Source organism: Streptomyces sp. NPDC006339, from assembly GCF_040612775.1.
Taxonomy (GTDB): Bacteria; Actinomycetota; Actinomycetes; order Streptomycetales; family Streptomycetaceae; genus Streptomyces.
Map to the genome: position 1 here is coordinate 1 of NZ_JBEXQW010000010.1, position 23,418 is coordinate 23,418.

Annotated in this window: 21 protein-coding genes; 8 read left to right on the forward strand and 13 right to left on the reverse strand. The window is 72.3% G+C overall.

Going from position 1 to position 23,418, the window contains the following annotated elements:
* The 3 genes from ABZ135_RS10250 to ABZ135_RS10260 all read left to right on the forward strand — a co-directional run.
* Positions 1-252 (forward strand): acyl-CoA dehydrogenase family protein (locus ABZ135_RS10250; RefSeq protein ID WP_356693835.1); only part of this gene is annotated, 252 nt, incomplete at its 5' end.
* Positions 253-280: 28 nt separating this feature from the next.
* Positions 281-1,066 (forward strand): electron transfer flavoprotein subunit beta/FixA family protein, encoded by a 786-nt coding sequence (locus ABZ135_RS10255; protein ID WP_356693837.1) that lies wholly within the window; start codon positions 281-283, stop codon positions 1,064-1,066.
* Positions 1,067-1,099: 33 nt separating this feature from the next.
* Positions 1,100-2,056 carry an electron transfer flavoprotein subunit alpha/FixB family protein gene (locus ABZ135_RS10260; RefSeq protein ID WP_356693839.1) on the forward strand — a complete coding sequence of 319 codons (957 nt, stop codon included), beginning with the start codon at positions 1,100-1,102 and terminating at the stop codon, positions 2,054-2,056.
* A gap of 87 nt (positions 2,057-2,143) precedes the next feature.
* Here the strand turns inward: ABZ135_RS10260 and ABZ135_RS10265 are convergent, their stop codons facing one another.
* The 4 genes from ABZ135_RS10265 to ABZ135_RS10280 form a co-directional block, all read right to left on the reverse strand.
* Entirely contained in the window at positions 2,144-2,545 is a 402-nt protein-coding gene (locus ABZ135_RS10265; protein WP_356693841.1) for a zinc ribbon domain-containing protein, read from the reverse strand.
* Positions 2,546-2,664: 119 nt separating this feature from the next.
* Positions 2,665-3,369: a TetR family transcriptional regulator gene (locus tag ABZ135_RS10270; protein ID WP_356693843.1), complete on the reverse strand. Its 705-nt coding sequence runs from the start codon at positions 3,367-3,369 to the stop codon at positions 2,665-2,667.
* 72 nt (positions 3,370-3,441) lie between these two features.
* Positions 3,442-4,203 carry an SDR family NAD(P)-dependent oxidoreductase gene (locus ABZ135_RS10275; RefSeq protein ID WP_356693845.1) on the reverse strand — a complete coding sequence of 254 codons (762 nt, stop codon included), beginning with the start codon at positions 4,201-4,203 and terminating at the stop codon, positions 3,442-3,444.
* A gap of 75 nt (positions 4,204-4,278) precedes the next feature.
* Positions 4,279-5,424: an acyl-CoA dehydrogenase family protein gene (locus tag ABZ135_RS10280; RefSeq protein ID WP_356693847.1), complete on the reverse strand. Its 1,146-nt coding sequence runs from the start codon at positions 5,422-5,424 to the stop codon at positions 4,279-4,281.
* A gap of 146 nt (positions 5,425-5,570) precedes the next feature.
* Here ABZ135_RS10280 and ABZ135_RS10285 point away from each other — a divergent pair, with 146 nt between their 5' ends.
* Positions 5,571-6,176 carry a TetR/AcrR family transcriptional regulator gene (locus ABZ135_RS10285; RefSeq protein ID WP_356693849.1) on the forward strand — a complete coding sequence of 202 codons (606 nt, stop codon included), beginning with the start codon at positions 5,571-5,573 and terminating at the stop codon, positions 6,174-6,176.
* 139 nt (positions 6,177-6,315) lie between these two features.
* On the opposite strand, the gene ABZ135_RS10290 is transcribed toward ABZ135_RS10285, so the two are convergent.
* The 5 genes from ABZ135_RS10290 to ABZ135_RS10310 all read right to left on the reverse strand — a co-directional run bounded on the left by ABZ135_RS10290 (position 6,316) and on the right by ABZ135_RS10310 (position 13,134).
* Positions 6,316-7,464 (reverse strand): XdhC/CoxI family protein, encoded by a 1,149-nt coding sequence (locus tag ABZ135_RS10290; protein WP_356693851.1) that lies wholly within the window; start codon positions 7,462-7,464, stop codon positions 6,316-6,318.
* A 42-nt stretch (positions 7,465-7,506) separates the two neighbouring features.
* Positions 7,507-8,973 (reverse strand): NCS2 family permease, encoded by a 1,467-nt coding sequence (locus tag ABZ135_RS10295; RefSeq protein ID WP_356693853.1) that lies wholly within the window; start codon positions 8,971-8,973, stop codon positions 7,507-7,509.
* A gap of 263 nt (positions 8,974-9,236) precedes the next feature.
* Positions 9,237-11,636 carry a molybdopterin cofactor-binding domain-containing protein gene (locus ABZ135_RS10300; protein WP_356693855.1) on the reverse strand — a complete coding sequence of 800 codons (2,400 nt, stop codon included), beginning with the start codon at positions 11,634-11,636 and terminating at the stop codon, positions 9,237-9,239.
* 2 nt (positions 11,637-11,638) lie between these two features.
* Positions 11,639-12,241 carry a (2Fe-2S)-binding protein gene (locus ABZ135_RS10305; RefSeq protein WP_356693857.1) on the reverse strand — a complete coding sequence of 201 codons (603 nt, stop codon included), beginning with the start codon at positions 12,239-12,241 and terminating at the stop codon, positions 11,639-11,641.
* A 2-nt stretch (positions 12,242-12,243) separates the two neighbouring features.
* Complete coding sequence (locus ABZ135_RS10310; protein WP_356693859.1) at positions 12,244-13,134, reverse strand: xanthine dehydrogenase family protein subunit M; 891 nt, start codon at positions 13,132-13,134, stop codon at positions 12,244-12,246.
* 310 nt (positions 13,135-13,444) lie between these two features.
* Between ABZ135_RS10310 and ABZ135_RS10315 the strand changes: the two genes are divergently transcribed.
* Both ABZ135_RS10315 and ABZ135_RS10320 read left to right on the forward strand, forming a co-directional pair.
* A complete protein-coding gene (locus ABZ135_RS10315; protein WP_356693861.1) occupies positions 13,445-15,139 on the forward strand; it encodes a PucR family transcriptional regulator ligand-binding domain-containing protein in 1,695 nt (564 codons plus the stop codon).
* Between the two features lie 220 nt (positions 15,140-15,359).
* A complete protein-coding gene (locus tag ABZ135_RS10320; protein WP_356693863.1) occupies positions 15,360-16,109 on the forward strand; it encodes a hypothetical protein in 750 nt (249 codons plus the stop codon).
* 320 nt (positions 16,110-16,429) lie between these two features.
* Here the strand turns inward: ABZ135_RS10320 and ABZ135_RS10325 are convergent, their stop codons facing one another.
* Both ABZ135_RS10325 and ABZ135_RS10330 read right to left on the reverse strand, forming a co-directional pair.
* Positions 16,430-17,995 (reverse strand): hypothetical protein, encoded by a 1,566-nt coding sequence (locus ABZ135_RS10325; protein WP_356693865.1) that lies wholly within the window; start codon positions 17,993-17,995, stop codon positions 16,430-16,432.
* Positions 17,996-18,042: 47 nt separating this feature from the next.
* Entirely contained in the window at positions 18,043-18,825 is a 783-nt protein-coding gene (locus ABZ135_RS10330; RefSeq protein ID WP_356693867.1) for a GntR family transcriptional regulator, read from the reverse strand.
* 146 nt (positions 18,826-18,971) lie between these two features.
* Between ABZ135_RS10330 and ABZ135_RS10335 the strand changes: the two genes are divergently transcribed.
* Together ABZ135_RS10335 and ABZ135_RS10340 are read left to right on the forward strand one after the other, a co-directional pair.
* A complete protein-coding gene (locus ABZ135_RS10335) occupies positions 18,972-19,829 on the forward strand; it encodes a (2Fe-2S)-binding protein (protein ID WP_356693869.1) in 858 nt (285 codons plus the stop codon).
* A 208-nt stretch (positions 19,830-20,037) separates the two neighbouring features.
* The gene (locus ABZ135_RS10340) at positions 20,038-21,126 is read left to right on the forward strand and encodes a DUF2637 domain-containing protein (protein ID WP_356693871.1); all 1,089 of its coding nucleotides are present in this window, start codon (positions 20,038-20,040) and stop codon (positions 21,124-21,126) included.
* A gap of 36 nt (positions 21,127-21,162) precedes the next feature.
* Here the strand turns inward: ABZ135_RS10340 and ABZ135_RS10345 are convergent, their stop codons facing one another.
* Positions 21,163-21,567: an ATP-binding protein gene (locus ABZ135_RS10345; protein WP_356693873.1), complete on the reverse strand. Its 405-nt coding sequence runs from the start codon at positions 21,565-21,567 to the stop codon at positions 21,163-21,165.
* An 86-nt stretch (positions 21,568-21,653) separates the two neighbouring features.
* Entirely contained in the window at positions 21,654-23,396 is a 1,743-nt protein-coding gene (locus ABZ135_RS10350) for a pyruvate dehydrogenase (RefSeq protein WP_356693875.1), read from the reverse strand.
* Positions 23,397-23,418 lie beyond the last annotated feature (22 nt).

Sequence of the window (23,418 nt, forward strand, 5' to 3'; positions counted from 1 at the left end):
GCCGCCGCCAAGTCCGAGCGCGTCTCCGCCGGAGGTGACGGGGAGGCCCTGACCTTCTTCGGCGCCGCCGCCAAGTGCTTCGCCTCCGACGTCGCCATGGAGGTCACCACCGACGCCGTCCAGCTCCTCGGCGGCTACGGCTACACCCGCGACTACCCCGTCGAACGCATGATGCGCGACGCCAAGATCACCCAGATCTACGAAGGCACCAACCAGGTCCAGCGCATCGTCATGGCCCGCAACCTCCCGTAACCACCTGCCCGTCGAAAGGAGACAGGCCGTGACCCTCAAGATCGCTGTCTGTGTGAAGTACGTTCCCGACGCCACCGGCGACCGCGGTTTCGCCGACGATCTGACCACCGACCGCGAGGCCGTGGACGGCCTCCTCTCGGAGCTCGACGAGTACGCGGTCGAGCAGGCGCTGCGCATCTCGGAGGAGTCCGACGACGCCGAGGTCACCGTGATCACCGTCGGCCCGGACGACGCCAAGGACGCCCTGCGCAAGGCGCTGTCCATGGGCGCCGACAAGGCCGTCCACGTCAACGACGAGGACATCCACGGCACCGACGTGATCGGCACCTCCGCGATCCTGGCCAAGGCCCTGGAGAAGACCGGCTTCGACCTGGTCGTCTGCGGCATGGCCTCGACGGACGGCACCATGGGCGTGCTGCCGGCACTGCTCGCCGAGCGGCTGAACCTGCCGCAGGTGACGCTGCTGTCCGAGGTCTCGGTCGAGGACGGCACCGTGAAGGGCCGCCGGGACGGCGACGCCGCGAGCGAGCAGCTCGAGGCCCCGCTGCCGGCCGTCGTGTCGGTCACCGACCAGTCGGGCGAGGCCCGCTACCCCTCCTTCAAGGGGATCATGGCCGCCAAGAAGAAGCCGGTCGAGGAGCTGGACCTGGACGACCTCGGCATCGACGCCGACGAGGTCGGCCTCGCGGGCTCCTGGACCCTGGTCGAGTCGGTCGCGGCCCGCCCGGCCCGTACGCAGGGCACGATCGTCACGGACGAGGGCGAGGGCGGCAAGCAGCTCGCGGCGTTCCTCTCCGCCCAGAAGTTCATCTGACCCACCGTCACCACACCTCAGGAGCAAGGAATCATGGCTGAGATCCTGGTTCTCGTGGACCACGCCGACGGTGCGGTCCGCAAGCCGGCCCTCGAACTGCTCACGCTGGCCCGCCGGCTCGGCGAGCCCTCGGCGGTCGTCCTCGGCGCCGGCGAGGCCGCGGCCTCGATCGCCGCGACGGCCGGTGAGTACGGCGCGGCGACCGTGTACGTCGCGGACGGCGCGGAGTTCGACGAGCGACTGGTCGTGCCGAAGGTCGACGCGCTCACCCAGATCGCCCAGGACAAGGGCGTCGCCGCCGTCCTGGTGACCTCCTCGGGCGAGGGCAAGGAGGTCGCGGCGCGGGTGGCGCTGCGCCTGGGCTCCGGTCTGATCACCGACGCCGTGGACCTGGAGGCCGGCGAGAACGGCCCGGTCGCCACCCAGTCGGTGTTCGCCGCCTCGTACCAGGTGAAGTCGGCCGTCTCGCACGGCGTGCCGGTCATCACCGTCAAGCCGAACTCGGCCGCCCCGGAGGCCGCTCCGGCCGCGGGAACGGTCGAGAACGTGTCGGTCGCCTTCTCGGGCAACGCCGCCAAGGTCGTCTCGCGCACCCCGCGGGTCTCCACCGGCCGCCCGGAGCTGACCGAGTCGGCGATCGTGGTCTCGGGCGGCCGCGGTGTCGGCGCGGCCGAGGGCTTCGGCGTCGTCGAGAAGCTGGCCGACTCGCTCGGCGCGGCCGTCGGCGCCTCCCGCGCCGCGGTGGACGCGGGCTGGTACCCGCACGCCAACCAGGTGGGCCAGACCGGCAAGCAGGTCTCGCCGCAGCTCTACATCGCGGCGGGCATCTCCGGGGCGATCCAGCACCGGGCCGGCATGCAGACCTCGAAGACGATCGTCGCGGTCAACAAGGACCCGGAGGCCCCGATCTTCGACCTGGTCGACTACGGCGTGGTCGGCGACCTCTTCGAGGTGCTGCCGCAACTGACGGACGAGATCGGCGCGCGCTGACCTCACCACGTCTCTGACACGGCGGAAGGGGCGGGTGGCACTCTGTGCCACCCGCCCCTTCCGCCGTCGCGTCCGGACTGTCGCCTTTCAGAACCAGCCGTCGAGGGCGGGCTCCTCGCAGAGCCGGACGACCGGCCTGCGGCCGGTGCCGGACCCTCCGGAGGCGAGCCTGACCCGGGCCCCGGGGCGCACCGCGTGCGGCGGTCCGTCGACCCGGCAGCGCACCACGAAGCCCTCGGCCATGTGCACCGGCCACAGGTCGGCCTGGGCCGCGGTGAAGGCGCGCCGTACGGAGATCACGCCTTCTCCGGCGCTGAGTTCGGGGGCCAGGTCGGTCGACCCGCAGGTCGGGCAGAGCAGGCGCTGGAAGGTGGTGGTGTGGCACCAGCGGCAGCGCTGGAAGTAGAGCTCGGGCTCGGCGGCCGACTCGTCGGCCAGGACGGCGCTGGTCCCGTTCCGCAGGCCCGTGGAGGATCCGGTGGGGAACACGATGCTTCTCCTTGCACTCGGCGGCTCAACCGTGCATGGAGCAAAGATATGGCACTGAGTGCCAGCAAATAAAGACCTGAGTTCCCTCAATTGACGATACTGAGATCCCCGGCCGTCCCTCAGCCGTCTCCGAGGCTCGATTCCACCTCGCGCACCACCCGCCACATGGGGGTGGAACGCTTGGTGATGACGACGACCACGTCGTCGGTCTCCTGCTCCCCCGCCGGGCCGGCCGGTCCGGGCTGCGGGCTCCAGGTCTCCCGGACGAACTCCAGGGCCCGGTCGACCTCGGCCAGCGGGTCGCCCTCGCCACCGGAGCGCAGCCAGTGGCGCAGGGCGTGGTTGTGCGCGGCGACCACGGCCGCCGCGACCACGTTGGCCCGCAGGGTGCCGTCGCGGCGGTCGGCGAAGCGGGTGCGGAGGTAGTCGCCGAGGGTCTTCTCGTACCGCCAGACGACCGAGAGCTCGTACGTCCGCAGTCCCGTGACCTCACGGGTGAGCCGGTAGCGCTGGACGGAGAAGGTCGGGTTCTCGGCGTACATCCGCATCACGAGCCGGGTGGCCTCGCAGACGCGGACCAGCGGGTCGTCGGAGTCCTCGCTCGCGGCGAGGAAGGCCGTCATGTCGGCGAGGCTCTGCTCGTGGTCGGGGAAGACCACGTCCTCCTTGGACGGGAAGTACCGGAAGAAGGACCTCCGGCCGACCCCGGCCGTCCTGACGATGTCGTCGATCGTCGTCTGCTCGTAGCCGCGCTCCAGGAAGAGCTGGAAGGCCGCCGCGACGAGGGAGTCACGCATCGAGGGCTTGGCGGGGTTCGTGCTCATACCCCGAACCTAGCACTCGGATCCCTCACGCGGCGGCACTTGGTGCCACGTACCAGGTCAGCGGCGCTCGGATCAGCGGGGGGCCATGCGCAGAGCGCCGTCCATCCGGATCGTCTCGCCGTTGAGGTAGTCGTGCTCGGCGATCATGGTGACCAGGCGGGCGTACTCCTCGGGGCGGGCCAGTCGCTGCGGGAAGGTGACCCCGGCGGCGAGCCCGGCCCGGATCTCCTCGGAGAACCCGGCCATCATCGGGGTGTCGACGATACCGGGGGCGACGGTGACGACCCGGATGCCGAACTGGGCGAGGTCGCGGGCGGCGGTGAGGGTCATGCCGGCGACGCCGGCCTTGGAGGCGGCGTACGCGATCTGGCCGACCTGGCCCTCGAAGGCGGCGATGGAGGCGGTGTTCACGACCAGACCGCGCTGGCCGTTCCCGTCGGCCTCCTGCCGCGCGATGACCTCGGCGGCGAGCCGCATCACGTTGAAGGTGCCGACCAGGTTGACGTCCAGGACCGTGCGGAACAGGGCGAGATCGTGCGGTCCCTTGCGGCCGAGGACCCGCGCGGAGGGCGCGATCCCGGCGCAGTTCACGGCGAGCCGCAGCTCGGCCCCGTCCTCCTCGACGCGGGCGAGCGCGGCCCGCACCTGCTCCTCGTCGGTGACGTCGGCCGCGAGCAGGGTGACCCCGTCGGCGGGGGCCTCGGCCCCGGCGACCGCCTTGTCGAGGTCCAGGCCGTAGACGGTGGCCCCCTTCGCGGCGAGCGCGGCGGCGGTGGCGGCCCCGAGGCCGGAAGCGGCCCCGGTGACGAGCGCGGCGGAACCTGCGATGTCCATGGAACTCCTCGTACGAACCGGCGGCCCGCTCCCGGGCCGCCTCATGGGTGGTCAGGCGGTCAAGCGGTCGGGCGGTCAGGCGGTCAGGCCGCGGCTGATGACCAGGCGCTGGATCTGGTTGGTCCCCTCGAAGATCTGCATGATCTTGGCCTCGCGCATGTAGCGCTCGACCGGGAAGTCCCGCGTGTAGCCGTAGCCGCCGAGCACCTGCACCGCGTCCGTGGTGACCTTCATGGCCGTGTCGGTCGCGATCAGCTTCGCGACGCTGGCCTGGCGGCTGAAGGGCCGGCCGAGGTCGCGGCGGCGGGCCGCGTCCAGGTAGGTGGCGCGGGCCGCGTCGACGGCGGCGGCCATGTCGGCGAGCAGGAAACCGAGGCCCTGGTGGTCGATGATCTTCCGCCCGAAGGTGCTCCGCTCGTTGGCGTAGGCCACGGCGGCGCTCAGGGCGGCCTGGGCGAGACCGGTCGCGCAGGCGGCGATGCCGAGGCGCCCGTTGTCGAGGGCGCTGAAGGCGATCTGGAGGCCCTGGCCCTCGTCGCCGATGCGCCGGTCGGCGTCGACGAGCGCGCCGTCCCAGTAGGCGGAGGTGGTGGGGACCGCCTGGAGGCCCATCTTGCGCTCCGGCCTGCCGAAGCTCAGGCCCTCGGCCTCGCCGGGGGCGAGGAAGCAGGAGATGCCGTGGCTGCCGGGGGCGGTGCGGGCGAACAGGGCGTAGAAGCCGGCCCGGCCGCCGTGGGTGATCCACGCCTTGGTGCCGGTGACGCGGTAGGCGGCGCCGTCCTCGGTGAGCTCGGCCTTGCAGGCGAGCGCGGCCGCGTCGGAGCCGGCCTGCGGCTCGGAGAGGCTGTAGCCGCCGATGAGCCGGCCCTCCAGCATGTCCGGCAACCAGCGCTCCTTCTGCTCCGGGGTGCCGAAGGCGTACAGCGGATGGCAGGCCAGGGTGTGGACGCTGGTGGCGACGGCGACGGCGGCCCAGCGGGCGGCGAGCTCTTCGAGGACCTGGAGGTAGACCTCGTAGGGCTGGCCTCCGCCGCCGAACTCCTCGGGATACGCGAGGCCGAGCAGCCCGGCCTCGCCGAGGGTCGCGAACAGGCCCTCCGGGTACGTCTCGGCGGCCTCGTGCTCGTCGACGCGGGAGGCGAGCTCCTTGTCGGCGATCTCCCGCGTGAGAGCGATGAGGTCCGCTGCCTCGGGGGTGGGAAGCAGGCGGTCGACATCCATGGCGACTCCATCACGACGCAGTCGGTGCTGCGAAAGCTTCGAAAGCTCTGAACCGGTACTGCGAGGGGTACCGCAGTACCGGTTAGCGTAGCGCAGAAGGGGGTCCGCGTAACCCCCCGAACGGGTCGACCCGGCATACTGTTCGGGTGATCGAGACCTCCGCCGCCGACACACCCCGGCTCACCGGCCGGGGCGCCGCCCGGCGCTCCGAGCTCTTCGAGGAACTGGTGGCGCTCCTGGTCGGCGAGGGCTTCGCCCGACTGACGCTCGACGACCTCGCCGCCCGGCTGCACTGCTCCAAGCGGACCCTCTACGGCCTGGCCGGCAGCAAGGAGCAGCTCGTCCGGGCCGCCGTGGTCCACTTCTTCCGCCGCGCCACCGTCCGCGTCGAGGCGGTGCTCGCCGCCGCGACCGGCCCCGCCGAACGCCTGGCCGCGTATCTGCGCGCCGTCTCCGCCGAACTGGCCCCCGTCTCCCGCGAGTTCTTCGACGACGTGGCCGCCTTCGAGCCGGCCGCCGAGGTCTACGAGCGCAACACGCGCGCCGCCGCCGGCCGCGTCCAGCAGCTCATCGAGGAGGGCGTGACGGCCGGTGTCTTCCGCGAGGTGCACGTGAGCTTCGCGGCCGACGTCATCGCCTCCGTCATGGTCCGCATCCAGCGGCGGCAGGTGGCCGCCGCGACCGGCCTCGCCGACGCGGCCGCGTACGAACAGCTCGCCGAGCTGCTGCTGCACGGCCTCCGCAAGAACTGAGCCGGCCCCCGGCACCCGTACCGGACGGCACCGCGCCCTCGCCGGGCCCGGAACGCGAGAAGCCCGTCGGGCGCTCGGGAAGACCGGAGCGCCCGACGGGCACGGCGGGAAGGATCGAGGGCGTGGCCGCGGCGGCGCCTCAGGCCACCGAGCCGATGCGCCCGGCCGGGGCGCGCGGGCCGTCGTGGTGGATGGGGGTGTGCGCACCGGTCAGGGAGACGCCGCTGCCGCCGCGCCGGTGGGCGACGATCTCGGCGCCGATGGACAGGGCCGTCTCCTCCGGCGTACGGGCGCCGAGGTCGAGTCCGATCGGGGAGCGCAGACGGGCGAGTTCGAGGTCGGTGACGCCGACCTCGCGCAGGCGCTTGTTGCGGTCCTCGTGGGTGCGGCGGGAGCCCATCGCGCCGACGTAGGCGACGGGAAGCCTGAGGGCCGTCCGAAGCAGGGGCACGTCGAACTTGGCGTCGTGGGTCAGGACGCACAGCACGGTGCGGCCGTCGACGTCGCCCGCGGCGGCCTGGGACTCCAGGTAGCGGTGGGGCCATTCGACGACGATCTCGTCGGCCTCGGGGAAGCGGAGCTTCGTCGCGAAGACGGGACGGGCGTCGCAGACGGTCACGTGGTAGCCGAGGAACTTGCCGACCCGGACGAGCGCGGACGCGAAGTCGATCGCGCCGAAGACGATCATGCGCGGTGCGGGGACCGAGGACTCCACCAGGAGGGTGAGCGGCTGTCCGCAGCGGCTGCCGTCCTCGCCGATCTCGACGGTGCCGGTGCGGCCCGCGTCCAGCATCGCGCGGGCCTCGGCCGCCGCGGTGCGGTCCAGCTCGGGGTGGCCGCCGAGCCCGCCCTCGTACGAGCCGTCGGGGCGGACCAGGACGGCCCGGCCCATCAGCTCCTCGGGGCCGGCCACGATGCGGGCCAGGGCAGCCGCCTCCTTCGAGACGGCGGCGGCCAGCGCGGCGGGGTAGACCCCGCCGCCGACCGGGGTGACGAGGATGTCGATGACGCCGCCGCAGGTCAGGCCGACCGCGAAGGCGTCCTCGTCGCTGTAGCCGAAGCGCTCGACGACGGTGCGACCGTCCTCGATGGCCTGTTGGCACAGCTCGTAGACGGCGCCCTCCACACATCCGCCGGAGACGGATCCGATCGCCGTGCCGTCGCTGTCGACGGCGAGCGCGGCGCCCGGCTGCCGGGGCGCGCTCCCGCCGACCGCCACCACGGTGGCGACGGCGAAGTCACGTCCCTGCTCGACCCACCGGTGCAGCTCCTCGGCGATGTCCAGCATCTCGAACTCCTCTGGATGTGTGGAGAGGCGACGTCACGGGCGTCAGCCGACGCCCAGCCAGCTCTCGATCGGATGGATCGCGAAGTAGACGACGAAGACTCCGGTCAGCGCCCACATGAAGCCGCCGACCTCCCTCGCCTTGCCCTGCGCGGACTTGATGACCGCGTAGGAGATGACGCCGGCCGCGACACCGGTGGTGATGGTGTACGTGAAGGGCATCAGGACCACGGTGAGGAACACCGGGATCGCGACGGAGCGGTCGCTCCAGTCGACGTGCTTGGCGTTCTGCATCATCATCGAGCCGATGACGACCAGGGCCGCGGCGGCGACCTCCTGCGGCACGATCGCGGTGAGCGGCGTGAAGAAGAGGCACAGGGCGAAGAATCCGCCGGTGACCACGGAGGCCAGACCCGTGCGGGCGCCCTCGCCGACGCCGGTGGCGGACTCGACGAAGACCGTCTGGCCGGAGGCACCGCCCGCGCCGCCGATGACGCCGCCGGCGCCGTCGATGAACAGGGCCTTGGACAGGCCCGGCATGCGGCCCTTGTCGTCGGCGAGCTTGGCCTCGGTGCCGACGCCCAGGATGGTCGCCATGGCGTCGAAGAAGCCGGCCAGCACCAGGGTGAAGACGATCATAGTGATCGTGATGTAGCCGACGTCGCCCCAGCCGGTGAAGGAGACCTCGCCGAAGAGCGTGAAGTCCGGCGCGGAGACCGCGCTGCCGTCCAGCTCCGGCGGGCCGGAGAACCATGCCTTGCCCGGGATGTCGGCGATCGCGTTGAGGATGACCGCGACGATCGTGCCGACGACGATGCCGATGAGGATGGCGCCGGGGACGTTGCGGGCCTGCAGGGAGAAGATCAGCAGGAGGGTGACGGCGAAGATCAGCACGGGCCAGCCCATGAGCTCACCGGCCGGGCCGAGCGACACGGGGCCGCCGCCGGGAGCCGGGTTCTCGTGCACGAAGCCGGCCTTCACGAAGCCGATGATCGCGATGAAGAGACCGATGCCGATGGTGATGGCGTGCTTGAGCGCGAGGGGGATCGCGTTCATGATCATCTCGCGGAGGCCGGTGACCACCAGGAGACAGATCACGGCACCGTAGGCCACCGACATGCCCATGGCCTGCGGCCAGGTCATGACCGGCACGACCTGCGAGGCCATGACGCCGGAGACGCTGAGACCGGCCGCGAGGGCCAGCGGGACCTTGCCCCAGAAACCCATGAGGAGGGTCGTGGCAGCCGCGCACAGCGCCGTGGCGGTGATCAGCGCGGGCTGGCTGAGGACGTTGCCGTCCACATCCTTGCCGGAGAGGATCAGGGGGTTGAGCAGGAGAATGTACGCCATCGCCATGAAGGTGGTGACGCCGCCGCGGATCTCCGTCGCGACGGTGGATCCTCTCTCCGAGATGTGAAAGTACCGGTCGAGCCAAGACCTGCCGGCGGGGTTGCGCGAGCCGTTGCCCGCGTCCTCGGCCGTGGTCTTGGGCTCCACTGACGACTGGGTCATGGGGCCTACTCCCAAGGTTCAAAGGGGCACCCGCAGAAAGCGTTGGGGATTGCGGGATTTGGGATATCAAGTTGGCTGCACGACCCGGGGGACGGCCCGAGACGAACGGGTGAATCGGTACTGCGTACTGCGATGGGGCGGTGATGCGGCTACGTGGGTACTGCTGGGGTACTGCCGTTACTGCGGTTCTGCGGGTGATCTCCGGACGGTGCGGGCGGGGGAAGCGTGACGTTCCGGGGAGGCACGCACCGTCCGGAGAGGTCCTACAGGGTGCCGGTGAGGTGCTCGGGGCGGACCGGCGTCTTGGTGAGCTCCAGGCCCGTCGCGTTCCGGATCGCCGCGAGGACGGCCGGGGTCGACGACAGGGTCGGGGCCTCACCGATGCCCCGCACGCCGTACGGCGCGTTGGGGTCGGCCAGCTCGAGGTAGTCGACCGGGATGGTCGGCGTGTCGAGGATGGTCGGGATCAGGTAGTCCGTGAAGGAGGGGTTGCGCACCTTCGCGGTCTTCGGGTCGACGATGATCTCCTCCATCACCGCCACGCCCAGGCCCTGGGTGGTGCCACCCTGGATCTGGCCGACGACGGAGAGGGGGTTGACGGCCTTGCCGACGTCCTGCGCGCAGGCCAGCTCGATCACCTTGACGAGACCGAGCTCGGTGTCGACCTCCACCACCGCGCGGTGCGCCGCGAAGGCGTACTGCACGTGGCCGTTGCCCTGGCCGGTGACGAGGTCGAAGGGCTGCGTGGGACGGTGCCGCCACTGCTCCTCGACCTCCACGGCCTCGTCGCCGAGGACGTCCACGATCGTCGCGAGGACCTCGCCGCCGTCGGTGACGACCTTGCCGCCCTCCAGGAGGAGTTCGGCCGTGGCCCAGGCCGGGTGGTACGAGCCGAACTTGCGCCGGCCCATCTCCAGGACCTTCTCGCGGACCAGCTCGCAGGAGTTCTTGATGGCGCCACCGGTCATGTACGTCTGGCGGCCCGCCGAGGTCGAACCGGCCGAGCCCACCTGCGTGTCGGCCGGGTGGATGGTGACCTGCTGGACACCGAGCTCCGTACGGGCGATCTGCGCGTGGATGGTGACACCACCCTGGCCGACCTCCGCGGCGGCGGTGTGCACCGTCGCGACGGCCTCGCCGTTGATGACCTCCATGCGGATGCGGGCGGTCGAGTAGTCGTCGAAGCCCTCGGAGAAGCCGACGTTCTTGATGCCGACCGCGTAGCCGACGCCGCGCACCACACCTTCGCCGTGCGTGGTGTTGGACAGGCCGCCCGGCAGCGCGCGGACGTCCGCGCCCTCGCCGGCGGTCTCCCACTGGCGCTCCGGCGGCATCGGGCGGGCCTTGACCCGGCGCAGCAGCTCGGCGACCGGAGCCGGCGAGTCCACGACCTGGCCGGTCGGCATGAGCGTGCCCTGCTCCATGGCGTTGAGCTGGCGGAACTCGACCGGGTCCATGCCCAGCTTCGCCGCGAGCTTGTCCATCTGGGCCTCGTAGGCGAAGCATGCCTGGACGGCGCCGAAGCCGCGCATCGCGCCGCAGGGCGGGTTGTTGGTGAAGAGGCCGATCGCCTCGATCTCGACGTCGTCGACGACGTACGGGCCGACCGACAGCGACGAGGCGTTGCCGACGACCGAGACCGTGGAGGAGGCGTAGGCGCCGCCGTCCAGGACGATCTTGCACTTCATGTGCGTGAGCTTGCCGTCCTTGGTGGCGCCGTGCTCGTAGTAGAGCTTGGCCGGGTGCCGGTGGACGTGCCCGAAGAAGGACTCGTAGCGGTTGTAGACCATCTTGACCGGCTTGCCCGTGCGCAGGGCGAGCACGGAGGCGAGGATCTGCATCGAGATGTCCTCGCGGCCGCCGAAGGCGCCGCCGACGCCGGCCATCGTCATGCGGACCTTCTCCTCGGGCAGACCGAGGCAGGGCGCGATCTGCTCGCGGTCCGCGTGCAGCCACTGGGTGGCCACGTAGAGGTCGATGCCGCCGTCCTCGGCGGGCACCGCGAGGCCGGACTCCGGGCCGAGGAACGCCTGGTCCTGCATGCCGAAGGTGTACTCGCCCTCGACGATCACGTCGGCCCGCTTGCGGGCCTCCTCCACGTTGCCGCGGATGATCGGCTGGCGGTGCACGATGTTCGGGTGCGGGACGTGGCTCGCGTGCCGGTCCTGGCGGTTCTCGTGCACGAGCACGGCGTCGGGCGCGGTCGCCGATGCCTCATCGGTGATGAGGGGCAGCTCCCGGTACTCCACCTTGATCTTCGCGGCGGCGCGGCGCGCCGTCTCCGGGTGGTCGGCGCCCACGAGGGCGACCGGCTCACCGTGGTGACGGACCTTGCCGTAGGCGAGCACCGGGGTGTCGCGGAACTCCAGGCCGTAGTTCTTCGCCGCCGGCAGGTCGTCCGCCGTCAGGACGGCGTAGACGCCGTCCATGGCGAGGGCCTCGGAGGTGTCGATGGACACGATCTCGGCGTGCGCGACGGTGGAGCGCAGGATCTGGCCCCACAGCATGTCCTCGTGCCACATGTCCGAGGAGTAGGCGAACTCGCCGGTGACCTTGAGGGTGCCGTCCGGGCGGAGCGTGGACGCGCCGACGCCGCCCTGGTTGTGGTTCTGGGTGACCTCGGTGGGCGTGCCCACCGGTACGGTACGGGTGTTCTGAGCCATCGTCAGACCGCCTCTCCCTGGCGCTCCTGGCGAGCGGCCGCGAGGCGGACCGCGTCGAGGATCTTCTCGTAACCGGTGCAGCGGCAGAGGTTGCCGGAGAGCGCCTCGCGGATGTCCGCGTCCGTCGGGGACGGGTTGCGCTCCAGCATCTCGTCGGCCGCGACCAGCAGACCGGGGGTGCAGAAACCGCACTGGACCGCGCCGGCGTCGATGAACGCCTGCTGGATCGGGGAGAGTTCGACACCCTCACCGGTCTGCGAGTCCTGACCCGGCTTGGCCTCCCACTTCTTCGCCGCGTCGAGCGAGGTGCCGCAGGCGCCGGAGGCACAGCCCCCGTGGCCGTGCTCCTCGCGCTGCTTGGCGTACTCCGCCAGACCCTCGACGGTGACGACCTCGCGGCCCTCGACCTGACCGGCGGCGACCAGACACGAACAGACCGGCACCCCGTCCAGACGGACCGTGCAGGAACCGCACTCGCCCTGCTCGCAGGCGTTCTTGGAGCCGGGCAGGCCCAGGCGCTCACGCAGAACGTAGAGGAGGGACTCGCCCTCCCAGACGTCGTCGGCTTCCTGCGGACGACCGTTGACCGTGAAATTCACGCGCATGGTTATGCAGCTCCTTCAAGGGTGCGGCCGGTGCCGCGGTACTGCTCCCAGGTCCAGCCCAGCGTGCGGCGGGCCATGATGCCCACGGCGTGCCGGCGGTACTTGGCGGTGCCTCGGACGTCGTCGATCGGGTTGCAGGCGCCGGAGGCGAGCTCCGCGAACTGCTTGGCGATCGAGGGAGTGATGATCTTGCCGCTCTCCCAGAAGCCGCCCTCCTCGAGGGCCGCGTTCAGGAACTCCTCGGCGGCGGTCGCCCGCACCGGCGTCGGCGCGGCGGAGCCGATGCCGGTGCGCACCGTGCGGGTCTCCGGGTGCAGCGCGAGACCGAAGGCGCACACGGCGATCACCATCGCGTTGCGGGTGCCGACCTTGGAGTACTGCTGGGGGCCGTCCGCCTTCTTGATGTGGACGGTCTTGATGAGCTCGTCGGGCTCCAGCGCGTTGCGCTTCACGCCCTTGTAGAACTCGTCGATCGGGATGAACCGGCTGCCGCGGACCGACTCCACCTCGACCTCGGCGCCCGCCGCGAGCAGCGCGGGGTGGGCGTCACCGGCCGGGGAGGCGGTGCCCAGGTTGCCGCCGACGCCGCCGCGGTTGCGGATCTGCGGAGAGGCGACGGTGTGCGAGGCGAGCGCCAGACCCGGGAGCTCGGCCCGCAGGTTCTCCATGATCTGGGTGTACGGAACGGAAGCGCCGAGGCGGACGTTCTCCTCGCCGACCTCCCACTCGCGCAGGAGCTCGATCCGGTTGAGGTCCAGGAGGTACTCGGGACGCCGGTGGTCGAAGTTGATCTCGACCATGATGTCCGTACCGCCTGCGATGGGGACGGCCGTGGGGTGCTCGGCCTTGGCGGCGAGCGCCTCCTCCCAGCTTGCGGGGCGAAGGAAGTCCATGGTGGCTCTCTTCTTGTGCTTCTAGTGATCAGGGGGGTGTCGTTCGTACGGGCCTAGGGGGACGGCCGGCCCTCGACGTGCGGTTCATGTGCTGTTCACGCGGTGTGTGGCCTAGTACACAAGCCCCTGACCTCAGGGTGCAGTGACAGAAACCATGAAGCGGTTGGCTGGCTGCCATCCTCGTCTTGTAGATTCGAACGAAAGGCGGGAAACACTCACCTCGCTGTTTCCCCCCGGAAACGGTGGCACCACGCCACCGACGACAACGCGACACACCTCCACCCTGACGAGAAGGAACGGCGGCGACATCATGCGGCTGCGCGCACTGCTGGAGAACGACGCGCTGGGGCTGCGCCTGCTCGGCGGCGACGACGAGCTGGACCGCACCGTCCGCGGCGTGATGACGACGGACCTCAAGGACCCCAGCCGCTACCTCTCCGGAGGTGAGCTGGTCCTCACCGGCCTCGCCTGGCTCCGGGAGCCCGCCGACGCCGAGCCCTTCGTCCGCATCCTCGCTTCCGCCGGAGTGGCCGCCCTGGCCGCCGGAGAGGCCGAGCTGGGCGATATCCCCGACGACCTCGTACAGGCGTGTTCTCGCCATCGACTGCCCCTCTTCGCGGTCAACGAATCCGTTGCGTTCGCGACGATCACCGAACACGTTGTTCGACAGGTCTCCGGCGAGCGCGCGGGCGACCTCGCCGCCGTCGTCGACCGCCACAGGCGCCTCATGACCTCCGGACCCGCCGGCGGCGGCCCCGAGGTCGTCCTCGACCTCCTCGGCTCCGACCTGGACCTGCGCGCCTGGGTGCTGTCCCCCACCGGCCGCCAGATCGCCGGCGCCGGAGAGCCCCTGGAGCCCGGCCTGGCCGCCACCCTCGCCGGCGAACACCTCGCCGCCACCCGCACCGGGCGGCGCGGCCCCCACCGCCTCAGCATCGGCGGAACGGCCTACTCCCTGTTCCCGATCCGCAACACCGGCCGCGGCGCCGCCCCCGCCGCCCGCGACGTGCGGGAAACCGTCCTGTCCGACTGGCTGCTCGCCGTCGAGGCCGACGCCGGCGACTGGCCCGCCGCCCGCCTCGACCTGCTCCAGGGCGTCACCCAGCTCATCGCCGTCGAACGGGACCGGCGCGACGCCGCCCGCACCGTACGCCGCCGGCTCGCCCAGGAAGTCCTGGAACTGGTCCAGACGGGCGCCGCCCCCGCCGAGATCGCCGCCCGCCTGCGCGTCGCCGCCCCCGTCCTCCTGCCCGGCCTCGGCACCGCCCCGCACTGGCAGGTCGTCGTCGCCCGCGTCGAATGGGACCAGGACCCCGGCCAGACCGCCCTCGACACCGGCCCGGTCGCCCAGTCCCTCCTGGAGGAGATCCTCGTCGACCCGGCCACCTCCGGAGCCGACTCCGCCGACCGGATCGCCGTCGCCCACAGCGGCGACGAGGCCATCGCCCTCGTCCCGCTGGCCACCGCCCCCCTCCCGGACAGCGAGGACGACGTCCCCGCCGCCACCCTCGGCCTGCACGCCGACGCGCTCCTCGCCTCCGTCCGCACCCCGCTGTCCGCCGGCCTCGACGGCGACGGCCGGCTCACCCTCGGCGTCAGCGCCGCCGTGCACTCCGCCGAGGGCCTGCGCGGCGCCCTGGAAGAGGCCCGGCACGCCCGCCGGGTCGCCGCCGCCCGCCCCGGCCGCGTCTGCGCCGCCGGACACCACGAGCTGGCCTCCCACGTCCTGCTGCTGCCCTTCGTGCCCGACGACGTCCGCCGCGCCTTCACCGCGCGGCTCCTCGACCCGCTCAAGGACTACGACCGCCGCCACCGGGCCGAGCTCATCCCGACCCTCGAGGCGTTCCTCGACTGCGACGGCTCCTGGACCCGCTGCGCGACCCGCCTCCACCTGCACGTCAACACGCTCCGCTACCGGGTCGGCCGGATCGAACAGCTCACCGGACGGGACCTCTCCCGCCTGGAGGACAAGCTCGACTTCTTCCTGGCGCTCCGCATGAGCTGAACGGGTGAAGCCACATCCGTGACGAGCCCGTTCATCTCATCGGGTGATCAAGCGGACTGACGGGGCGGCAGGCGACTGCCGCCCCTTTGCCATGTCCCCCCGCGTTTCCGCCACCCCTCCCTTTGTGAAAAGTTTCACCCGACCCCTTGGCCGGGCCTTCGGGTTCGTGCTGAGATGCCGTCCTACTCAACAGCTCGATGGCGCGCTCGGGGAGGGCAATGTGGAGTACGGCCGGGGCACCCCACTGGAGACCGCGGTCTGGAGACTTCGCTCCCGCGGCTGCTGGACGGACGCAGCCGAACTCCTCGCCCCCCAGGCGGCCGAACCGGCCGCCGCCCTCGAACGGGCCGCGCTCCTCATCGAACGCTGCCTCTACACCGAACAGGGATGGGCCGACGCGGAGGAAGCCCTCCGCGCCGCGGAAGCCGTCGCCCAGACCGACGAGGAACGCGGGGCGGCCGCCTGCGAACGCGGCTACCTGGCGTACGCCTCCACCCTCCTGGGCGTACGCGACCGGGCCGACGAGGCCCGCGCGGCGCTCGGGCGCGCGGCGGCCCTCATCGACCCCGAGACCCCCCGGCGCGCCCTGCTCGACTTCCGGCGCGGCCTCGTCGCCCAGAACCTCGGCGACTCCCCCCAGGCGGCCCGCGCCGCCTACCGCCGCGCCCACGAGGGCGCCACCGCCCACGGCGACCCCCTGCTCCTCTCCTCCACCTGGCGCCACCTCGCCGGGCTCGCCCTGCGCGAGGGCGAGTTGGCCGAGGCGCGGCACGGCTTCGCCGAATCGCTGCGGATCCGGGAGGAGTTGGGCTACCTGGTCGGCACGGTCCCGGCCCTGGCCTCCCTCGCGGAGGCCGAGACGGAACCGGAGGCGGGCCGCCTGCGCGCGGAGGCGAGCCGGCTCTTCCGCCTCCTGGGCGGCGTCCCGACGTGGCTGGCCGCGCAGTTGACGCCTCGCGCCGCGATCTGAGGGGGCGGGCCCGTGGGCGGGGGGCGCGGGGGCCGTTCCGGGGGCCGTATTCGGGACTGCATGATTTACGGCGCGGGGCCCCTGCCCTGATCCGTACGGGCCCTTGCTCCGCGCCACAAATCACGCTTTACGTCCCGAACACGCCCCCCTGCACGACCCCCGCGCCCCGGGTCGTCGGACGCCTGCGGACCGTACGGGGAGCCTCGGGAGCCCACGGATGGGAGCGGGGGACGGGGAGGGGGTGGCGTTCCGGACGTAAAGCGTGATTTGTGGCGCGGGACTTGGGGCCGCGCTCTCGGTGTGCCTGGCCGCGCCGTAAATCATGCAGTCCGGAACGCCGCCCCCTCCGCGGCACCCGCGTCACCACCCACCCGCTCCAACCGCACCAGCGCCTCGTCCAGGCCCACCACGAGCGCCCCGTCCGGCGTGACGGCGACGGACCGCACCGGCGGGCCCGGGCGGAAGTCGAGGTGGTCGCCCTGTTCCAGCCGGTGGAGCCGCACCGTCCCGTCGGCCCAGGCGACCGCCAGGACGGGGCCGTGCGGGGTCTCGGTGGCGGAGAGGGAGACCACGGGGGACGGTCGCTCGGCCAGGGGGGACGGGTCCGGGTCGCGGCCCGGGGTCCAGCGGCGGACCGTGCCGTCGGTGCCGCCGCTGCAGACGAAGGGGGTCGCCGACTCGACCGCGGCGACCGCGGTGACCCGGCCGCTGTGCAGGGCCGCCTGGTGGAGGCCGGTGAGGCCGAAGGCGTGGACGGAGCCGAGCCGGTCGCCGACGACGACGGAGCCGGCGATGGCGGCGAGGGCCGTGCCGGGGTGCCGGGTGAGGGTGGTGGAGACCGCTTCGGTGAGGCGCTGGAGGTAGGGCGGGCGGGGCTGGGTGCCCCGTACGGTGTGCAGCCGGCCGCGTTCGTCGAGCAGCAGCACGGTTCCGTCGGGCGCGGGTGCGAGGGAGGTGACGCGCCCGGTGACGGGGTGGTCGAGGCGCCCGAGGGGGCGGGCGTCGGCGGCGGCGAGGAGGTGAACGGTGCCGCCGAGGTCGGCGACGAGGAGGGTGCCGTCCTGGGCGGCGAGCGCGGCGGCGGGTCCGGGCCAGGGCGGTGCGACGTCTCCGGTGACGCGGGTCCACCGGACCCGCCAGGGGGCGGTGGCGGCGAGGTCGTGGAGGGCGGGTCGCAGCCGGGGGTCGGCGCGGTCGCCGAGGACGGCGAGGAGTCCGAGGGCGCGGTCGGCGGGGGTGCGGGCGGCGCACAGGGCCTGGCCGGCCCGCAGCCAGGCGGCGCGGAGGCCGCCGTGGTCGTCGGCGGGGTCCTGGACGTAGCCGGTGGTGACGGCGACGGGGTCGGCGGCGCAGACGGCGTGGGGGTCGGAGAGGTCCGGTGGGGGCGGGGTGGGGGCCTGGGGCGGCTCGGTGGGCTGGTCCTCGTCGACGTGGGTGACGCGGCCTTCGGCGAGGAGGGTGTGTTCGGGGGTGCCGGGGAGGGTCTCGGCGACGACGCGGACGCGGCCGAGGGCGGCGAGGTCCTTGAGGAGGCGGGCGACGGCGAGGGGTTCGGCGGCGGTGTGGAGGGCGGGCAGGAGGAGGACGGTGCGGGTGGCGCGGCCGGTCTCGGTGGTGGCGAGGGCGCGGACGAGGTCGGCGGGTGAGCCGGCGACGACGCCGAGGTGGTCGGCGACGGCCCAGGCGGTGCCGAGGGCGGTGCGGCCGGTGAGGGGGACGAGGGCGCGGGTGGTGCGCCGGCGGCCGGCGGCGCGGGGGCCGTGGGCGGCGAGCCAGTGGAGGAGTCCGGGGGCGCCGGTGACGAGGCAGAGGCGGGGGGCGTCGGGGTCGGTGAGCCAGCCGAGCAGGGCCGCGGCCCCGGGGCGCTCCGCGCGGACGGACGGCATGGGCACCTCTCGGTCGGCGCGGTTCGGACGTACGGAGACCTTAGTGGTCAGTCCTGCGCTCCGGTGAAGTGCTCTCGTACGAGGGACGACACGACCGGGAGGTCCTGGGCGACGAGGGCGTCGAGGAGGGCGGTGTGTTCGGCGGCGTCGGCGACGAGTTCGCCGTGGCGGGTGGCGGGGGCGCTGACGAGGGGCCATTGGGAGCGGCGGTGGAGGTCGTCGGCGATGAGGAGGAGTTGTTGGTTGCCGGCGAGGGAGAGGACGGCGCGGTGGAAGGCGCGGTCGGCTTCGGCGTAGTGGGCGCGGTCGCCGCGGGCGGCGGCGGTGGCGGTGGCTTCGGCGAGGGGGCGGAGTTCGGCCCAGCGGGCGGCGGGGACGGTGCGGGCGAGGCGGAGCATGACGGGGACTTCGATGAGGGCGCGGACTTCGGCGAGTTCGGCGAGTTCGCGGGGGGTGCGTTCGGTGACGCGGAAGCCGCGGTTGAGGACGACTTCGACGGCGCCTTCGGTGGCGAGTTGTTGCATGGCTTCGCGGACGGGGGTGGCGGACACGCCGAAGCGTTCGGCGAGGACGGGGGCGGAGTAGACCTGGCCGGGGACGAGTTCTCCGCCGACGAGGGCGGTGCGGAGGGCGTGGAGGATCTGGCCGCGGACGGAGTGGCGTCGGACGGTCCTGGGGGCGGTCTCGTCGTGGGGGTGTGCGCCGCGTACGTCGTGGGGGCGGGTCTGTCCGGGGACCCTGGTGGTGTCGTCGTGCGGGGTCGCGGCATCGCCGTGGGACGCGGGGGCGGGCCTGTCGGTGGTCCGTCCGCGCGTGTCGCCGTGCTCCACCCGGGTCCTCCTGCGCTGTCGTGCCGGGCCCGGCTCGCGATGCCGGGGTCCCCCGTGCACGATAGGCGGACGGCGTCGCAGTTCAAACACCGTACGCATCGGGTAAGGTAAGGCTTACCTGCTAACGATCGCGATTCGGTGGTCCCATGGCCCTGCCCGCTCTGCTGCCGTCTGCTCCCGCCTCGCCCGTCGCCGCCGCGTATGCCCGGCTCGGCGAGGTGTTCAGCGCGTTGCGCGTGGAGGAGCGGGGCGCGGGCGAGGGCATGCCGTGCGGGACGGGCTGGGTGGGCGCGGAGGAGCTGGGCGCGGGCGGGGACGGCCTGGACGCCTTTCTCGCCTGGGACGACGCTCAGGTGCGGCGGGACTACGGGAGGGCGGCGCGCCCGGACGTGGTGGCGAGTTTCGCGTTGCACCGTTATGCCTGGCCGGTCTGTCTGCTGGTGACGCTGCCGTGGTTCCTGCACCGCCGGGTGCCCCGTCTGCCGGCTCGGAACGTGGGTTTCCACCGGGGGCTCGGCCGGGTCGCGGTGCGGGTGGAGGAGTTCGCGTGTCTGCCGGGGGATCCGGCCGCGGCGCTGCCGGGTGCGCGGGTGGTGGCGGACGAGGAGGCGCTGCGGGCCGAGGTGCGGGACGCGCTGGCGGAGCACTTCGAGGAGGTGCTCGCCGGTTTCGGGCCCCGGATGCGGCGGGGCCGGCGGGCGTGGTGGGGCATGGTCACGGACGAGATCGTCGAGGGCCTGTGGTACATCGCGTCGCTGCTGGGTGAGGAGCAGCGGGCGCTGGCGGAGCTGGAGCGGCTGATGCCGGGGACGGCGAAGCCGTATGTGGGGGCGGCGGGCTTCCGTGAGCTGGCGGGTTCGGTGGAGGCGTGCGGGACGGCACAGACCACGCGGGACCGGGCGACGTGCTGTTTCTTCTACACGCTGCGTCCCGAGGACACCTGTCTGACGTGTCCGCGGACGGGTGACGCGGAGCGGGTCCGCCGGCTGGCGGCGACGGCCTGACGTCACACCACCCTCAGGGGTGGCGTGAATCGAACACAACGCGGCTCTGCCGTGCGGGAGTTCGACCAGATCGCACCTATTCGTATGCCGTGCGGCCCCGTTGGCGTGCTCTTGCGGCGAAACCCCCTGCCCGCCTCGTCCGGTCGGCCAGTATGGGCGGCCGAATCGCCCTGTTGCGAGGCACTACTGCGAGGCAAGGGACACCGCAATGAGACTGACCGACATATCGCTGGACTGGCTGCTTCCGGGTGGCGTGATGGTGGCGGGCGTCCTGACGGCGGTGGCGGTGCTCGCGCGCGGCAAGCGCGCCGGTGACCAGGCCGCGGCCGAGGACTCCTGGGAGCGCAGCGAGGAGCGCCGCAGACGCAAGGAGGCCGTCTACGGCACCGCCTCCTATGTGCTGCTGTTCTGCTGCGCGGCGGTGGCGGCGGCGCTCTCCTTCCACGGGCTCGTCGGCTTCGGCCGGCAGAACCTCAGCCTCTCCGGGGGCTGGGAGTATCTGGTCCCGTTCGGTCTCGACGGCGCCGCGATGTTCTGCTCGGTGCTGGCGGTCCGCGAGGCCAGTCACGGTGACGCGGCCCTCGGCTCGCGGCTGCTGGTGTGGACGTTCGCGGGCGCGGCGGCCTGGTTCAACTGGGTGCACGCTCCGCGCGGCCTGGGCCACGCGGGTGCTCCGCAGTTCTTCGCGGGCATGTCGCTGTCGGCGGCGGTGCTGTTCGACCGGGCGCTGAAGCAGACCCGGCGGGCGGCGCTGCGCGAACAGGGCCTGATTCCGCGCCCGTTGCCGCAGATCCGGATGGTCCGCTGGCTGCGGGCGCCCCGGGAGACCTTCGGTGCCTGGTCGCTGATGCTCCTGGAGGGCGTACGGACGCTGGACGAGGCGGTCGACGAGGTGCGCGAGGACCGGCGGGAGAAGGTGCAGAACCGGATCCGCCGGCGGGAGCAGGCGAAGCTGGACCGGGCGCGCCTGAAGGCGCTGAACCGTCAGCACCGGGCGTTCGGCCGGAGCGGTCGGCAGGTCGAGATGGCGGCGCTGGGTGCCGCTTCGGGTACGGGCTCCGCGACGGGCACGGTGCAGGCCGCCGTCGCGGAGCCCGCCATAGCGGACCCCGGACAGTTGCCGCTTCGACCCCGGCCCTCCCTGCAAGCCGTGAAGGGCGCTGAGCCGCGCCCGGGCGAGTCCCGCACGGCGGAGCCCCGGACGGTGGACCTCACCGCCGAGGACGACACCCAGACGCTGCCCCGGCTCGATTCCCTGGAGCGCAAGCTCGCGGATCTGGAGCAGCAGTTCGGCTGAGCGCCGTTCGGCCGAGTACGGCGCGGCGGGGTCGCTTCAGGCGGCCCCGCCGTTCAGTTCGAACCAGACGATCTTGCCCGCTCCGTGGTTCTCGACGCCCCAGGAGTCGGCGAGGGCCTGGACCAGGACGAGTCCCCGGCCGTGCGTACCGTCGTCGGCGTGCGGTACGCGGGGCGCGGCGAGTCCCGGCTCGAAGTCCCGCACTTCGACCCGGAGTTGTTCGGGGGCGACGGTGGCGGAGACGACCGCCCCGTGGTCGGTGTGGATCAGGGCGTTGGTCACCAGCTCGCTGGTGAGCAGTTCGGCGACGTCGGTGGCGCCCGGTCCGCCCCATGTCCCCAGCATCGCGCGCAAGGCATGCCGTACCTCCGGTACCGCGGTGAGATCGGCGCATCCGACCTTTTTGAGCAGCCCTGTCGGCTGTTTCGCCTCCCCGGCCATATCCCCCACCCCGTCGTCGCGTCGAACAGGCTCACGGGGATGCATGCCCCACGGGCACGTCGGCATTCATCGGGGTGCACGGTCCGTCAGGGCCTGGGTACGTTCCGCAGGTTGGATCGAGCCATCTGGAGCATGCGGCCCACTCCCCCGTCGAGGACGATCTTGCTGGCGGAGAGGGCGAAGCCGGTCACCATGTCGGCCTTGATCTTGGGCGGGATGGACAGGGCGTTGGGGTCGGTGACGACGTCGACGAGCGCGGGTCCCTTGTGCCGGAAGGCGTCCTTCAGGGCGCCCGCGAGCTGTTTGGGTTTCTCGACGCGGACGCCGTAGGCGCCGGCCGCGCGGGCGATGGCGGCGAAGTCGGGGTTCTTGTTGGTGGTCCCGTACGAGGGGAGGCCGGCGACCATCATCTCCAGCTCGACCATGCCGAGCGAGGAGTTGTCGAACACGATCACCTTCACCGGCAGGTCGTACTGGACGAGGGTGAGGAAGTCGCCCATCAGCATGGAGAAGCCGCCGTCGCCGGAGAGGGTGACGACCTGGCGGGAGCGGTCGGTGAACTGGGCGCCGATGGCCTGCGGGAGGGCGTTGGCCATGGAACCGTGGCTGAAGGAGCCGATGATGCGGCGCCGTCCGTTGGGGGTGAGGTAGCGGGCGGCCCACACGTTGCACATGCCGGTGTCGACGGTGAACACGGCGTCGTCGTCGGCGAGTTCGTCGAGGACGGAGGCGACGTACTCGGGGTGGATCGGCACGTGCTTCTCGACCTTGCGGGTGTACGCCTTGACGACGCCCTCCAGGGCGTCGGCGTGCTTCTTCAGCATCTTGTCCAGGAAGCGCCGGTCGGTCTTGGCCCGCACGCGCGGGATGACGCAGCGCAGGGTCTCGCGGACGTCGCCCCAGACGGCGAGGTCGAGCCGGGAGCGCCGGCCGAGGCGCTCGGGCCGGACGTCGACCTGCACGATCCTGACGTCGTCGGGCAGGAAGGCGTTGTACGGGAAGTCGGTGCCGAGCAGGATCAGCAGGTCGCACTCGTGGGTGGCCTCGTAGGCGGCGCCGTAGCCGAGGAGTCCGCTCATCCCGACGTCGAACGGGTTGTCGTACTGGATCCATTCCTTGCCGCGCAGGGCGTGTCCGACGGGTGCCTTGACCCGTTCGGCGAACTGCATGACCTCCGGGTGGGCGCCGGCGGTGCCGCTGCCGCAGAACAGTGTCACCCGGTCGGCGGAGTCGACCATCCGGACGAGGGCGTCGATCTCCGCGTCGCCGGGCCGCACGGTGGGCCGGGAGGTGACGAGCGCGGTCTCGGCGGCCTGGTCGGGGGCCGGTTCGTCGGCGAGGTCGCCGGGGAGCGTGACGACGCTGACGCCGCCCTGGCCGACGGCGTGCTGGATCGCGCTCTGGAGCAGCCGGGGCATCTGCTTGGGGTTGGAGATGAGCTCGCTGTAGTGGCTGCACTCGCGGAACAACTGGTCGGGGTGGGTCTCCTGGAAGTAGCCGAGGCCGATCTCGCTGGAGGGGATGTGGGAGGCGAGGGCGAGGACCGGGGCCATGGAGCGGTGGGCGTCGTACAGGCCGTTGATGAGGTGGAGGTTGCCGGGTCCGCAGGAGCCGGCGCAGGCGGCGAGCCGGCCGGTGATCTGGGCCTCGGCGCCGGCGGCGAAGGCCGCCGTCTCCTCGTGCCGCACGTGGATCCAGTCGATGGCGGAGTTGCGCCGGATGGCGTCGACGACGGGGTTCAGGCTGTCGCCGACCACTCCGTAGAGGCGTTGGACGCCCGCGCGGACGAGGATGTCGACGAACTGTTCTGCGACATTCTGTTTGGCCATGGGTCCATCAACCCATGGCCGG

Excerpts from the sequence above, each read along its gene's own strand:
- ABZ135_RS10260 (WP_356693839.1), top strand. The coding sequence starts at position 1,100 with ATGGCTGAGATCCTGGTTCTCGTGGACCACGCCGACGGTGCGGTCCGC.
- ABZ135_RS10270 (WP_356693843.1), bottom strand. The coding sequence starts at position 3,369 with ATGAGCACGAACCCCGCCAAGCCCTCGATGCGTGACTCCCTCGTCGCG.
- ABZ135_RS10275 (WP_356693845.1), bottom strand. The coding sequence starts at position 4,203 with ATGGACATCGCAGGTTCCGCCGCGCTCGTCACCGGGGCCGCTTCCGGC.
- ABZ135_RS10280 (WP_356693847.1), bottom strand. The coding sequence starts at position 5,424 with ATGGATGTCGACCGCCTGCTTCCCACCCCCGAGGCAGCGGACCTCATC.
- ABZ135_RS10290 (WP_356693851.1), bottom strand. The coding sequence starts at position 7,464 with ATGCTGGACATCGCCGAGGAGCTGCACCGGTGGGTCGAGCAGGGACGT.
- ABZ135_RS10295 (WP_356693853.1), bottom strand. The coding sequence starts at position 8,973 with ATGACCCAGTCGTCAGTGGAGCCCAAGACCACGGCCGAGGACGCGGGC.
- ABZ135_RS10300 (WP_356693855.1), bottom strand. The coding sequence starts at position 11,636 with ATGGCTCAGAACACCCGTACCGTACCGGTGGGCACGCCCACCGAGGTC.
- ABZ135_RS10305 (WP_356693857.1), bottom strand. The coding sequence starts at position 12,241 with ATGCGCGTGAATTTCACGGTCAACGGTCGTCCGCAGGAAGCCGACGAC.
- ABZ135_RS10310 (WP_356693859.1), bottom strand. The coding sequence starts at position 13,134 with ATGGACTTCCTTCGCCCCGCAAGCTGGGAGGAGGCGCTCGCCGCCAAG.
- ABZ135_RS10315 (WP_356693861.1), top strand. The coding sequence starts at position 13,445 with ATGCGGCTGCGCGCACTGCTGGAGAACGACGCGCTGGGGCTGCGCCTG.
- ABZ135_RS10325 (WP_356693865.1), bottom strand. The coding sequence starts at position 17,995 with ATGCCGTCCGTCCGCGCGGAGCGCCCCGGGGCCGCGGCCCTGCTCGGC.
- ABZ135_RS10335 (WP_356693869.1), top strand. The coding sequence starts at position 18,972 with ATGGCCCTGCCCGCTCTGCTGCCGTCTGCTCCCGCCTCGCCCGTCGCC.
- ABZ135_RS10340 (WP_356693871.1), top strand. The coding sequence starts at position 20,038 with ATGAGACTGACCGACATATCGCTGGACTGGCTGCTTCCGGGTGGCGTG.
- ABZ135_RS10345 (WP_356693873.1), bottom strand. The coding sequence starts at position 21,567 with ATGGCCGGGGAGGCGAAACAGCCGACAGGGCTGCTCAAAAAGGTCGGA.
- ABZ135_RS10350 (WP_356693875.1), bottom strand. The coding sequence starts at position 23,396 with ATGGCCAAACAGAATGTCGCAGAACAGTTCGTCGACATCCTCGTCCGC.